Raw genomic sequence first — 13,876 nt, 5'->3', positions numbered from 1 at the left:
GAGGAGCAAAGATGAGAGGACTGGTAAGACTGGCGGCATGGGTTGCTGCATTGATGCTGGTACTGGCCGGGGGGAATGCCGTAGCGGCGGATACGATTAAAATCGGCGCGTTTTTCGATCTGTCCGGGCCGGCGGCCTTTATCGGCACGCCCACCAAACTGGTGGCCGACATGGTGGTGGACAAGATCAATGGTGAAGGCGGCGTCAACGGCAGGAAGATCGAACTGGTCATCGGCGATACCGGAGGCGATCCGGCCAAGGCCATCAATATCGCTAAAAAATTTATCTACAAGGACAAGGTCTCGGCCATCATCGGGCCCACGCGCACGGGGACCGGTATGGCGGTCAAAAAAATCATCCATGGCGGGAAGATCCCGGCTTTTATGACCGTGGGCGGCGACCCGGTGATCATGGGGGGCGATAAGCTGGGCCCCTTTGACTGGGTTTTCAAATCTCCCCAGCGTTCGTCGGTGGCCGTACAACGGCTTTACATGTACCTGAAAGACAAGGGGCTGACCCAGATTGCCCTGTTGACAGCATCCGACGGGTTCGGCAAGGACGGCGCCCGCTGGCTGACCAAAATGGCTCCGGAATACGGCATTACGGTGGTGGCCCAGGAGGGGTTCGGTCCCAAGGATACCGACATGACCACCCAGCTGACCAATATCAAAAATGCAAGTCCCCAGGCCATTGTGGTCTGGACCATCGGTCCGGCCGGCTCGATTGTCTCTAAAAACAAGGCCCAGCTGGGCATCGACCTGCCGCTGTTTCAGTGCCACGGCCTGCCCGACCCCAAATACATCGAACTGGCCGGCACTGCCAGCGAGGGCGACCGGATGCCGGCCACCAAGCTGATGGTGGCCGATCAACTGCCTGACAGTGACGCCCAGAAACCGGTCATCCAGGAATTCATCCGGCTTTACACACAGAAGTATCAGTACGACAAGCAGTTTCCCATTAACACCCACTCCGGGTATGCCTGGGATGCCATTATGATCGTGGCCGAGGCCATGAAAAAGGCCGGCACCGATGCCGATGCCCTGCGCAGCGCCATCGAACAGACAAAAGGGTATGTGGGGGTTTCCGGCGTGTACAATCTGACACCGGAGGATCATAACGGATTGGGCGTGGATTCCATGGTGATCGTCCAGGTCAAGGATGGTCAGTTTAGCATGGCAAAGTAAACAATTAGGTAAAGCATGGCCCCTTCTCACCATCGCAGCGAGGACTGTTTTGGGAAAGGTGTGAAGGGACCATGCAATTAGGGAAGGTGGGACTACTACCAGGATTTGGTTAGCGTCAGGCAAACCTGTGATCCCTGGGTGGTATTTTTCGCGCCGAATTCGCGCAGTACTCTCACGTTAAGCTGAAGCAGCTTGGGCGGCAGCCAGAAAAAATTCATTTCCGCGCCCAAGGAAAAGGCCTCCTTGCGCTCATCGTCAACGGTCGCCGGATTATCGTCACTGTCGTCTTCAATCTGCCAATAGGCCGTCCCGCAGATGCCCGGCCGGATGGAGAGCTTGTCGTTAATGCCGATCTCCTTGCCCAATCCGTACTCGACAACGAATTCCGAGCCGGGCGTTATATCGGTTTCATCCTGCTCGGTATGCATCAGCGTACGGGTCATGGCGCTGAGCGACAATGACCGATGGTCGTCAAAAAACACCGTCCCGCCCAGTGATAACATGCCTGACCAATACCCCAGTCCGGGTGAGGCGAGTTTTGTGCTGTCGTACTCACCGGTCGGGGCGTAAACGCCCAGGGTAAAGGTCGCGTCCCAGCGCGATCGATTCCAGCAAAGGGCGATGGGCTCGAAAAACGCATCACCCAGGGACAGGGATTTGCTGTCGGACAGATCACCGAAGACAACATCCTTTTCGACAATCGGCACGACCACTTCGTAAGCGTAGTTGGCGCCCAGGATTTGAAACTTTGTGACGTGAAGGAAGCGGTGCACCGTGGCCAGGACGTCCACATCGACCTCGACGGGCAGAGCATCGCCGTTATCGTCCTTGTATGTGGTGGGGTTGGTCAGTGTCAGATAGCCGCGGTAATGAAATCCTGGGGGTGGCGCGCTGCCCGCGGTGACACCTTCGCCGCCGAACGGGTAGTGCGAACCCATCGTTGCCGCCTGGGCAGGCAGCCCAAGGGCTATCGACAATGAAATGATCCAACAGGTGAGGTAAAATAGCCTTTTGATGTTTTTAAGCATATTGCGTAATTCCTTTCTATCGTCTTAACGAAGCCGGTTTACAATTCCACAATGCCAATGCCCGAAGGCGGAACAACCGTTACCGGTGCTTTGGATAGCCGGATGACGTCCTGCATCTTTTTGGAAACAAATGATTCATTCGGTGAACTGGCATGGGAACTGAGGATGATCAGATCGCATTCTTCTTCATTGGCGGTGGCGATAATTTCTTCGACGACATCACCTTTTTTGACCAGGATTTTATCTTCCTGGAGCGAACCTTCCGGCCGTCTACCGGAAAAATCATCCGTAAGCTTACTCAAGGCGGTTTTCACGAGATCACTTTCTTTACGCTTACCGATCAAAATGGATCTTGCATCCGATTCATGTTCGCGCATGATTTCTTCGTAACGATCTTCGCCAAAAAGGTTTTTTATTCTATTTTCCAAGGAGGTGGGTTGGGATTCGATGACATGCAACAGGGTGATCCTGCCATCGCATTTGGTGGCTAGATTAAGCGCATACGCATAAGCATCGCGGCAATCATTGGACATATCAGTGGCAAAGAGGATATTTTTATTTTCTGTGGTCATCATTTACCTCATAAAGATTATTGTTAAATTTAAATGGTGCAAACGTATTTTTCATGGGGTTTGTTTGCATCTCGGCCGTGGGCCGCTTGCAGTGTTGATGTCGGCAAGGTGACGCCCCAATCTATTCGATATCTGCAAAGTACTCGACACACAATTCTCCGAGTCGAACCATAAATTCCAGGTCTTCCCAGTGACAGTCGAGAATTTCAAGATTTATTTTGGGATCCAGTTTCTCTTTAAGCACGTTGATGAACGCGGATCGACCTTCAGGGTTGTAGTACATTTTTCCTTTCCGGTCATAATTGAAAAATCCCTGGCTGGGAACAAGCACGGCGACTTTGCCTGTTGAGGCATTTAAACGCTCACACATCAATTCCGCCGTTTTTATCATTTCTTCAATGGTCGGCTTTGCAGTGCCCAATATTTCGTTGTGCTCAATGGTAAACCGGCCCTGTTTTTTATATTCAGGCATCTGCAAGGTGTTCATGGTAAAAACGCCAATGGATCCTGGCGCCACAATCGTGGGGACGCCCATTTCTGCCGCAGCCTTCAATCGGTTTCGAGAGTGGCATGCACCACCTGTGATTTCATGCAGCAATTCAAACGGACAAAGATCGATCATGCCTTTGACCACCCCTTGCCGGATGAGATCCTCCAAAATTCCGGTTTGCATGCTTACCGAGTGGGTAATGGCCACTTTAAAGCCCTTTTCTTCCATCAGCCTTTTGATCGGCGGAACAACCGATGCGACCCATCCAATCGCCGTCAGGCCTAACCATTTTCCTTCTTCTAATGCCTCTTCTTCCAGAACGATATTGCAAATCGTCGATGCCGCCCGTTTCAGATCCCTTTTGGACCATTGATTGAGCCCGAAGAAATCTGATATCGGTTGGACCAGGATAACGTCGGATTTAATAAAATGCGGGTGAAGATAATCGGAGACCGCCACGGTGGAGACCAGTACTTTGGGGAATCCCACGGGCAGACAGCGCAATGAACGTAGCCCAATGGCGGTACCCATGCTTCCGCCAATGGCCAGGATGCCATCGATCATTCCATCTCTCTGGAGATTATGAATAATGGACTCCGCGCCTTTGGCCAGCTTTTCCACGGCGGCTTCATACCGGCCCGCCTTGGCGTCCTCGATAAGCTCATCCAGGGAAGAACCGATCGACTCTGCCAGTTGCTGCCGGGTAAAGTCAGGTTGAAAATTCTTGGGGTCTTCTTTTAAACCCAGGTCCAGTACCAAACAGCGAAGGCCTTTCGACTCAATATATTCCTTCATGTAAAGAATTTCGTCGCCCTTCGTGTCACATGTGCCGGTTACCAGAATTGCTTTTTGTCTGCTGTCCATTTAGATCCTCCCCCTTATTGGTGTCAGAGCCGATTAACCATTTTTCCCCGCTGCGTCCCAACCAAAATATAAAAAATGAAGAAAAGAATTATTCTCATTAGATTCCTTGAAAGGCTTGTGAGAAGAATGATCGTCTGTATAAACGTTTAACTAAAAAGTTTCCAAAAAGTCAAATAAAAATATTAAAAAATCAAAAAAAAAATAAAATTCAGATAATATAGAAAGAAATAATCGAAATGGTTGAAAACAAGCAAAAAATGCTATAATGTGTAGAAAAACTAAAAATTTTGAACTTAGGCGGATAAATGTTGCTTTTGCACTGATTATTGACTTTATAGCTTTAAAAACAGATATATAAGATTTTATTGAATCCGCTGCCGGGTGGGTTGGGCCACACGTCGATCAACCGGGGCAAAAAAAGGTATAAAAGTTGAAAATATGGAAACATTGTTAGCGGGGAATGGGATCGCGTCCCAGGGATTATACAAGGATGATATACTGGCGCCAATCGAATTGGACTTCCGTAAAAAGAGGAGAAAAACCGTACCGAATGCGCCACCCATGGATGGTTGAAAAATAAATACGAGCGGCCTGGTACGGTCCGAAACGCTTAACCGTTTTGAATGGGAGTCGATCCGTTGGCCCATGAAACCCGGTCGGGTAAAATTTTTGTAAAAAATATATACTTCAAGGTATATCCACAGTATGCATGATAATCATATATGCCCTTGAAAGAACAAGTAAAAAAAACTTAAATGCTATTAACCATAAATAAAAATTGAATAATAACAAACAAATATGTATGATCTGGGGCGGCTTGACGGATGTGGCGGGCAATGCCATATATCGTTTATCCAGGAATGCAAAGATTGAACCGCTTGATAAAACCACACACCAATGACGCCATAAAAACGGGGTAATACTTTGAATCTGAATCTGAACCAGTTGAGGTATTTCAACACGGCGGCAAAGTTCAAGAGCATCACCAAAGCGGCCGCTGAGCTCTGCGTGTCACCGGCAGCGGTCACTCTGCAAATAAAAAATTTTGAAGAAGCCACCGGTGTCCGATTGATCATCAGATCCGGAAATACCATGCGCCTGACGGATGCCGGTCAGAAAATTTATGAACGGGTGGGAACGATTTTCGAACAAATCGATGGTTTGGAAACGTTCATCATGAGTATCGGCGAAAATAAAAAGGGAATTCTGAAAATCGGCTGCTCGGAAACGGCAAACATCTATGTGATCCCCCTTTTGATCAAGGCCTTCAAGTCCATCTATCCTGGAATCAAGCTGGTTGTTGATCGGGGGACTTCAGCAGAAATGTTTGAAAGTCTTCTCAACAATAAAAATGAATTGGTTATTTCTCAATACAATCCAAATGACAAAAGAATGAAAATGCGCTATATGGGCCAAAAAGATATCATCATGGTTGCCGCAAAAAAGAGTCGTCTACTGCCTAAAGATGAAATTTCTGCCCAAGAGCTAAATGAGATTCCGTTGATTGTCCCGATCATAGGCTCTGCCTCAAGAGAAATCGTCCTTAGCCGATTGAATGAAATCGGGGTGACGCCCAAGGTGGTCATGGAATCATCCAGTATACCGTTTATCAAGGATTTTGCCTGCAGTGATGAAGGGGCCAGCTTTTTCTGCCGTGATGTTGTCCAAAAAGAGTTGGTTGATGGCTTGCTCAAAGAAGTTCGCATTTTGGATTTTAAGCCGATTATCGAATACGGTGTCGCTTACCTGAAGCTCAGCAATTTGTCACAGGCGGCGTTGGCTTTTCTCAAGATGATCAAGCAATACGTTGAGCAGGGGATGCTTGAAAAGCCGCTGGCGGATAGCTCGGTATAGTCTGCTCTTTTTCTGAAATGAGAGAGAAGAAACAATGGCTGTTTTTCTGATTGGTATGTTGGACGAACGGGAACCGGCCTTGCAACTGGCCAAAAATGAAATCCTGGCCCGCGGTCTTGATGCGCATCTTGTGGACATCAGTATCGGCAATGGTGCCATTCTACCCCAACTGACAGCAGATGTGGATAACCAACGCGTTGCCGCCGCCGGTGGGGCGACATTGGATGCGGTGCGCACTTTATTGGGATCAGACCGGGAACAGGTCACCACGATCATGGCCAACGGCTTGGCGGCCCTGTTGACCGAGGCCCATGCCGATGGGCAGGTGGATGGGATACTGGCGGTGACCGGGATGACCGGTGCCATGATCTGTCTGCCCGCCTTAACCAAACTTCCCTATGGCTTGCCCAAAGTACTGATCACGAGTACTGCCGCTTTGCCGGCTTATGCAGCCAAACTGGCTCGCTTTTTCGGTAGAAAAGATATTACGGTCATGCACAGTGTCGTGGATACGGTGGGGCTGAATTTCATGGTCAAACGCCTTATCGTCAACGGCGCTGCGGCCGTTTGCGGCATGGCCAAAGCGAGCATGGCTGACATCGCCCCCAAACCGGCTATTGCCATTACTGAGTTCGGTTTTTGCGATACCTGTGCCCATTTTCTTCGTGATCGATTGGACTCGGATTTTGACGTGATTTCCTTTCATGCCACGGGGATCGGTGAAATGGCGGCCTTGGATTTCGTTGGCCAGGGCCGATTTGAGGCCTTTATTGATCTGGTGCCGGCGGGATTCAGCGAATATTTATTGGGTGGAAACCGTGCGCTCGGGCCGGATCGTTTTGACGCAGGCTTGCAGAGCGGCCGGCCTTACCTTTTGGCGCCTTGCGGTTTTGACATGCTTGGCTGTGGCCCCATCGACCGTCGGGACCAGCAGGACCCGCTGTGGACCAGGCGTGATCTGGCCAGCCGGCAACTGTTGATTCAGGACGCCATGCGTGTTCAGGCGCGAACAACGGAAGAAGAAATGCAGCATATTGCCCGGCAGACGGCGAAACGCTTAAACAGCGCAAAAGCACCCCATCTGGTCAAGTTTTTTGTTCCGGTGAAGGGTTTCTCCTCGGTGAGCATTCGTGGTGGCGTACTGTACCATCCTGCTGCAGACAAAGCCTTTATCGAAACCTTAAGGGAATCGCTGAGCAAAACCATTGAAATCATCACGGTTGATGCCGACATTAATTCGCCGTCCTTTTGCGATGCGGTCTCTAAAGTCCTTTTCAAGATGATGGGCCTATCTCTTCCATAGGCAATCCAGTTGTTTTAAATAAATAGTGAAAACAAGATATTCCAGATCATTCAATGCATACTTTAGACTTGTCTATCTTCATCTAAAATGGTATGAACAGATAAACTTATTTCACGATATGATTTTCTCATAAGACGGTGATGACTTTTGGGTTTACTCTACTTTGAAGTAAATCGGAGTCAGGTATTATTATATGTTTTTATTTCCGGATCAAGTGTCGGCAAACCGAAGCCGGCAGCGTTCAGGCGTTGATTTGTCATGCCTGTGCTAAAAGCTAGAAAAAAGGACCCCATTATGGTCGGTGAGGTTATCTGTAAAAACATTAAATTGCTGCGTAAGACAAAAGGATTGACGCTGCAGGACTTGGAAGATGTTACCGGGCTTACCAAGGGATATCTTTCCAAAATTGAACGGTCTACAAAGGCGCCTCCATACTCAACATTGGACAAGCTGGCCAGAGCACTTGGTGTCCAGGTCAATGTGCTGACCAGTGAAAAGGTTCAAAAGCTAGATGATCCACGCATTGAATTCATAAAAAGCGGGGAAGGCAGGCAAGAACAGACCGAGTCAAGGGGCAAAGGATACACGTATCGGGCACTGGCAACGCGCCTGGTCGGGAAAAACATGAAACCCTATATCATTGAACCGGCCTTTGAGGAGCATGGGACGTTCCAGCATGAAGGAGAGGAATTTCTTTTTGTTCTGGAGGGCACTCACGAGCTGGTCTACGATGGGAAAAAATACCTCATGGAGGAAGGCGATTGCGTCTATTATGATGCCAATGTTCCCCATTCCGGAAGAAGCATCGGTAAAAAACAGGCAAAGCTACTGGCAATCCTCTATCACTACAAACGATATTGAGCGGGCAATGGGCCCTGCCGGAAATAGATGAATGCGCGATTATGCGATGGGCGCATTCTGGGCGTGATGTTCCTTGATGCGATGGTCGAGTTCAATTCGGGCAATTTTTTTTGATTCCGATAAAAAGAACCAGTTTTCCACGCCATTGGCCAGTTCAGCGTAAAGGTTTTCGGCCACCGATCCATCCCCCCATTTGGGCCATATCTTAGAAAAATCCTTTGAGAAACGGGATAATTTATCCGCGTCCTTTACGATTTTATCATTCAGCGAAAGGGCTTTTTTGCGGCTGTCATGGCCAATGATAATCGACACGATCTCATCGATATAAGCGCTTTTATAATTTACATCCCTTAAAATCAGTTCGGCAATCAAAGCGCTGATCTCTTCATGAACCTTGATGGCTTCCGGTTCACCGTCGGGGACTCTTATCTTTTTAGAAACCTTTTCCGGAATCTTTGCCCAGCCCGTATCATGCAGGATCGCTGCGGGAATGACGATATGGCGATCGCCGTCAACGGCTTGCAGCAGTTGAAGACAAAAGTGAACCGCTTCCTTTGTATGCAGTTCATTGCTCATTACCTGAAGGTGGGGGCAAGCCAGTTCAAAGATCGTTCTCTCTTTTTCGGTCAATTGGAGGAACATATTGAATGCTCAAACCATCTCAATTCTTCACATCATGATCGAACCCGTGCCAGGCTCGCAATCAGCGTGCCTGGCACGGAAAAGGACTATTCATACAGCTTTTTAATCAATTGGGTTTTATACTGGTATTGGGGCAGTTCATCGACCAATTCAACATTGGCTCTGAAGATCAGCTTTTCTCTGATTGCCGCCTCCAGCTTCTTTTTAAGTGCGTCTTTGTCACCTGGATTCTTTCCCACTTCGACTTTCAATTTCAGCGGCGGCTCGACGACGGGGCCCGGCTTTTCCAGCTGGATTTCAATGGCCCCGCTAACAGCCGGTTTCATGGTCGATACCACATCGCGAATGGCCAGCGGGTAGACATTGACGCCCAGGATGGTCAGCATATCATCGGTCCGGCCAAGAACCTCAATACGGAATCCGGTGCGGCCGCAAACGCATTTGTCGGTGGTCAGAATACGCACATTGTCCCTGGACCGATAGCGCAGCAAGGGCATGGCCTGGGAATGCAGCGCCGAGTAGACAAGTTCTCCTTCCGCTCCCTCGCGGATGGTTTTGCTCTCCAAGGTGACAGGGTCGATCAATTCCACATGCACGTTGCCCTGGGCGATATAATGCATGCCATTGCCGCGGTCCTCGACACATTCCCCCCAGATGACGCAACTCATTTCGCCCATGCCCATGCCTTCAATGGCCGTGGCGCCGAAACTCTCTTCAATGCGTTTGCGAACCAGTTTGGCGCCCCCTTCGGCGCCGCCGATGATGGTGCGCAATCCGAGGGATTTGGGATCGATGCCCTTTTTCTCAAGCTCTCCCAGAAAATAAGACCAGAACGAAACCGTGGCATGCAGGGCATCCGCTCCCTGATACTGATAGGCGGCGATGCAGCGGTCCACGTTGAATCCGACCGGAATGTTCGTGGCACCGGTCCTTTCGATGCCTTCGCGGAAGGTGTCGGCGATAAAGGGGGCGGTCGGGATGTTGACCACCTTGCTCTGGGGTCTGACGCCGCCCATCCAGCAGACCCTGGCAATCGCCTCGGCATGCACGTTGTGGATATCGTGCTGGGTCAAGCCGATGTAGGTCGGGACACCCGTGGTCCCGCTGGATGAGTAGACACGCGACAAATCTTCTTCGGAGCAGGCGCGGTGACGGCCGACCGGGGGGGATGACTGCTGGGCCTCGCGGAGTTCATGCTTTTCGGTAAACGGCAATTTCACGATGTCATCCAGCGTTTTGATCTTATCCGGGTGGACGTCCGTCTGTTCGAACTTTTCATGGTAAAGCGCTGAATTGTCATACACATACTTGACCTGGCGCAGGAGTCGTTCCTCATGCAAGGCACGTAATCCATCGCTGTCGATGGTTTCCATTTCCGGGTTAAAGATATTGCGCTCGCTAGTACTCATAAATCCTCCATTGTTATACTCGCGGGTGGGGGCCCAACCATGAGGCGAGTTTTTTATCGATGGTAGACGTGATTTTTAACCATACTGCTTGATTGTAATCGATTACGGGGTGCTGCTATTGACACGATGCCTTTTTTTCAACGCGGTTCTCCAGAGAGCTCAATTTGGAGATGAAAAGCTCTCAACAAGGTCGTTTTTTTAAAGTGTTAAGTTTCAAGTGTTAAGTGTTAAGTCGTGGATCGGATCTGATTTCATATAGGAATCGTTAGAATGCCTTTCCTTAACACTTTAAACTTAACACTTAACACTGGGCCATAGACCAGTTACATCATGCTACTATGCTGGAACAGATGTCAGCTGGAGCTTTCCGGAGAACCGGATTTCTGAATAATGGCGGCGGCGGTGGACGCCGCGATCAGGGCGGCCTTTTTGGCCTTGTCCTGGCCGGATATCAACTTGTCCGCCAGGGGCATTTCGCGCGCTGATATGGCCTTTAAATCATCGAAAAGCGTTTTTTCCTTTTCAATGAAATGGGTGTCGATTTCACCGGCCACAAAACGCGGGTTGTCCATGATCGTTTTATGGAAATCCAGATTGGTCTTTACACCGGTGATAATATACTCATAAAGGGCACGCTTCATCCGGGCGATGGCCTCATTCCGGTCTTTGCCCCAGGCGATCAGTTTGGAAATCATTGAATCGTAAAACGTGGGAATCGTGTAGGATGCATACACCCCACTGTCCACGCGAATGCCGGTTCCGCCCGGTGATCGGTAGCCTCTGACTTTCCCCGGCGCTGGCGCAAAATCGGCCTCGGGATCCTCGGCATTGATGCGGCACTCGATAGCCCAACCGTTTATTTTCACGTCATCCTGAGAAAAGCTCAAGGGCTCACCGGCCGCCACGCGAATCTGTTCTTTGACGATATCGACGCCGGTCACCATTTCGGTCACCGGATGTTCCACCTGAACGCGGGTGTTCATCTCCATGAAGTAGAATTCACCTTCCGAGAAGATAAATTCGATGGTTCCGGCGCCTTCATACGCAAGCCATTTGGCAGCCTTGACAGCGGCCTCACCCATTTGCTGGCGAAGCGCTGGGGTCAATGCCGGAGAGGGGGCCTCCTCGACCACTTTCTGGTAGCGCCGCTGGATGGAGCATTCGCGCTCGTTCAAATGGACCACGTTGCCATGGGAATCCCCCAGAATCTGGACTTCGATATGGCGCGGATGGGTGACATATTTTTCGATATATACATCGGCTAGGTTAAAGGCCGCCGAGGCGATGGTGCGTGAGTTTTCAAGGGCTTTTACCAGCTCGTCTTCCGAGTGCACGATGCTCATGCCGATGCCGCCGCCGCCACCGGCGGGCTTGACAATAACGGGGTATCCGATTTCACCGGCAATGCGCAGGGCCTCGGCATCGTCGACGGTCGGATCATCTGTTCCCGGAACAATGGGGGTGCCTGCTTTTTGCATCTCATGGCGCGCTGCAATCTTGTTGCCCATCAGATTGAGCACGCGGCTGGACGGACCGATAAATTTGATGCCTTCTGCATCACACCGGTCGGCGAATTCGGCGTTTTCGGCCAGGAATCCGTAACCGGGGTGAATGCCGTCGGCCCCACTGGTTTTGGCGACTTCAATCAGTTTGTCGATGTTCAGGTAGCTTTGGCTGGCCGGTGCGGGGCCGATCAGATACGCCTCGTCGGCGTATTTGGTGAACAGGGCCTGCTCATCCGCCGCGGAGTAGACCGCTACGGTCTGAATCCCCAGCTCCCGGCACGCCCGCATGACGCGTATGGCGATTTCGCCTCGGTTGGCGATCAGTATTTTATTCATTGGTCGGCTCCACAATCATGAGGACATCGTCTGCATCAAGCATGTCGCCCTCTTCGAAAAAGATTTCCTTGACCACACCACTGTAGGGCGAGTTGACTTCCCTGAGCATTTTCATGGCCTCGAGGGTCGCCAGTGGATCACCGGCGTTGATGGTCTGCTCCGGCGAGACTTTGATGGAAACCAGTGAACCGGCCATATTGGGTTTGACCGCGCCGGGCGCATCGGCATTGCCGCGTTTGGCAGCTTTGCCGCCCGTATCGGCAGCGGATGACGCATCCGCGTCCGTCCCGCCCAGGCCTCTTACGGTCACATTGAATTCCTCGCCTTCAACATCCACCAGAAACTGCATGGGAAAATCCATGGCCATGCCGCCCGATGCCTGCACGGCTGCTGGTTGGGCTGGCCGCTTGGGCGGGGCCGAGGCTTTTTTCTTTTCAGCGGCCGCGACTTTCTCGGCAAATTTCTTGGCATTCACACCCGGGATCAGCAGTTGCAGCAGGAACTCGTCGTCGGTCAGATCTGCTCCCACCTCCTGGCGCAGCGCTTCCAATGGTTTATAGCGGTTGACCGGTTTCCATTCCATGATCGCCTTGGCTTCCGGTACGGATTGGATGCGGTCCATCAGTGCCGGATCGATCGGGCCGGGCGGGTCCCCATAGTGGCCGCACAGGTACTTGATGGACTGATCCAGAACGCGCTGGTAACGCTCGCCCACGATACAGTTTTCCACGGCCTGGGCACCGACGATTTGTGAGAATGGCGTGGCCATCACCGGATAGCCGAAATCCTTGCGCACCTGGATGGCCTCCTGGATAAACTCGTCTAACCGGTCTTCGATTTTCAGCTCGGCCAACTGGCGTTTCAAATTGGTCATCATGCCGCCTGGAATCTGATGCTCGAAGTGATACTCACTGTACTCCTGGGGCGTGCCCACAGGAAATCCCGCTTCCTGGGCAACGGTTTCAAAGTGCTTGCAGACTTCTTCCAAGGCCTCGTCATTGATGTCGTCCGTGTACCCCAGGTGCCGGGTGTTGGCCAGAATATTGGTGATCGAGGGCAGGGAGGTGCCGTTGGCCAGCACCGGTACGGCTGTATGCAGGGTGTCCGCCCCGGCCTTGACCGCTTCCAGGTAGCAAAGCGGGGCCATGCCCACATTGCAGTGCGAATGGAATTCGACCGGCAGATCGTCGCAGTTGGCCTTGACGGCGGTGATCAGTTCACTCGTGCGTTCGGGGTTGATCACGCCCCCGGCATCCTCGATCATGATGCCGTCCACAACGTCTTTGATTTCGGCGATCAGGCGGGTCTTTTTGATCCAGTGGTCCCGGTCGTGGACCGGGCTATAGGTGTACATCAGCGCCGGATAGACCTTGCAGCCCAGATCCTGGGACAGCTTGGCAAAATTATAGAACCGTTCCATGTCGGTCTGGTAGTCGCACACCCAGAAGCTGTCCACGCCGTTGGCCGCCATGCGTTTGATCCACAGGGCAATGGCATCCTGGGGGGTGTCCACATCAAAGGAGGCCAGGCTGGCCGTCATGTACGAGCCGCGCAGCGGGGTCTTGGTGATCAGTTTGGCCAGCTTGCGAATCCGATCCCATGGATCTTCGATCAGGTTGCGCACCTGGACCGTGATGCCCATGCTGCCGATGGTGGCGATCTCATCGTAGCCGACCTCGTCCATGACCGGTGCGATGGGCAGGAGCATCTCATTGGTCATCAGATAGGCCCAGAGACTCTGCTGGGCATCCCTTATGGTTTGATCGATAAATTTGATTTTACGCATTATTCTTCCTTTCGCTCAAAACCACACGTCCATATTAGTATA

11 protein-coding genes are annotated in these 13,876 nt (G+C 51.3%); 4 read left to right on the top strand and 7 right to left on the bottom strand.

The annotated features are described in order from the left end of the window. Positions 1-11: 11 nt before the first annotated feature. Positions 12-1,184 carry an ABC transporter substrate-binding protein gene (locus tag Dvar_RS32960; RefSeq protein WP_419657371.1) on the top strand — a complete coding sequence of 391 codons (1,173 nt, stop codon included), beginning with the start codon at positions 12-14 and terminating at the stop codon, positions 1,182-1,184. 95 nt (positions 1,185-1,279) lie between these two features. Here the strand turns inward: Dvar_RS32960 and Dvar_RS32955 are convergent, their stop codons facing one another. The 3 genes from Dvar_RS32955 to Dvar_RS32945 form a co-directional block, all read right to left on the bottom strand. After that, entirely contained in the window at positions 1,280-2,122 is an 843-nt protein-coding gene (locus Dvar_RS32955) for a SphA family protein (protein ID WP_419657370.1), read from the bottom strand. A gap of 128 nt (positions 2,123-2,250) precedes the next feature. Next, on the bottom strand, positions 2,251-2,787 hold the full coding sequence (locus tag Dvar_RS32950; protein ID WP_419657369.1) for a universal stress protein: 537 nt from the start codon (positions 2,785-2,787) through the stop codon (positions 2,251-2,253). A 118-nt stretch (positions 2,788-2,905) separates the two neighbouring features. Beyond that, positions 2,906-4,138 (bottom strand): Tm-1-like ATP-binding domain-containing protein, encoded by a 1,233-nt coding sequence (locus Dvar_RS32945; RefSeq protein WP_419657368.1) that lies wholly within the window; start codon positions 4,136-4,138, stop codon positions 2,906-2,908. A 924-nt stretch (positions 4,139-5,062) separates the two neighbouring features. Here Dvar_RS32945 and Dvar_RS32940 point away from each other — a divergent pair. The 3 genes from Dvar_RS32940 to Dvar_RS32930 all read left to right on the top strand — a co-directional run bounded on the left by Dvar_RS32940 (position 5,063) and on the right by Dvar_RS32930 (position 8,156). Then, positions 5,063-5,992, top strand: a complete 930-nt coding sequence (locus Dvar_RS32940) for a LysR family transcriptional regulator (protein WP_419657367.1) — start codon at positions 5,063-5,065, stop codon at positions 5,990-5,992. Positions 5,993-6,026: 34 nt separating this feature from the next. Then, positions 6,027-7,295, top strand: coding sequence for a Tm-1-like ATP-binding domain-containing protein (locus tag Dvar_RS32935; protein WP_419657366.1), 1,269 nt, complete (start codon positions 6,027-6,029; stop codon positions 7,293-7,295). Between the two features lie 294 nt (positions 7,296-7,589). Then, positions 7,590-8,156, top strand: a complete 567-nt coding sequence (locus Dvar_RS32930) for a helix-turn-helix domain-containing protein (RefSeq protein ID WP_419657365.1) — start codon at positions 7,590-7,592, stop codon at positions 8,154-8,156. Between the two features lie 39 nt (positions 8,157-8,195). On the opposite strand, the gene Dvar_RS32925 is transcribed toward Dvar_RS32930, so the two are convergent. The 4 genes from Dvar_RS32925 to Dvar_RS32910 all read right to left on the bottom strand — a co-directional run bounded on the left by Dvar_RS32925 (position 8,196) and on the right by Dvar_RS32910 (position 13,834). Continuing rightward, complete coding sequence (locus Dvar_RS32925; protein ID WP_419657364.1) at positions 8,196-8,798, bottom strand: HD domain-containing protein; 603 nt, start codon at positions 8,796-8,798, stop codon at positions 8,196-8,198. A gap of 86 nt (positions 8,799-8,884) precedes the next feature. Continuing rightward, positions 8,885-10,207 carry a phenylacetate--CoA ligase family protein gene (locus tag Dvar_RS32920; RefSeq protein ID WP_419657363.1) on the bottom strand — a complete coding sequence of 441 codons (1,323 nt, stop codon included), beginning with the start codon at positions 10,205-10,207 and terminating at the stop codon, positions 8,885-8,887. Between the two features lie 353 nt (positions 10,208-10,560). Further along, complete coding sequence (locus Dvar_RS32915; RefSeq protein WP_419657362.1) at positions 10,561-12,048, bottom strand: acetyl-CoA carboxylase biotin carboxylase subunit; 1,488 nt, start codon at positions 12,046-12,048, stop codon at positions 10,561-10,563. Next, a complete protein-coding gene (locus Dvar_RS32910) occupies positions 12,041-13,834 on the bottom strand; it encodes a pyruvate carboxylase subunit B (protein WP_419657361.1) in 1,794 nt (597 codons plus the stop codon). Before Dvar_RS32910 ends, Dvar_RS32915 begins: the two co-directional genes overlap by 8 nt. Positions 13,835-13,876 lie beyond the last annotated feature (42 nt).

Source organism: Desulfosarcina variabilis str. Montpellier, assembly GCF_048565275.1.
In the GTDB taxonomy this organism is placed as follows: domain Bacteria; phylum Desulfobacterota; class Desulfobacteria; order Desulfobacterales; family Desulfosarcinaceae; genus Desulfosarcina; species Desulfosarcina variabilis.
The sequence above is the reverse complement of the archived record's forward strand: the minus strand, read 5'-3'. Positions and strand labels throughout refer to the sequence as shown.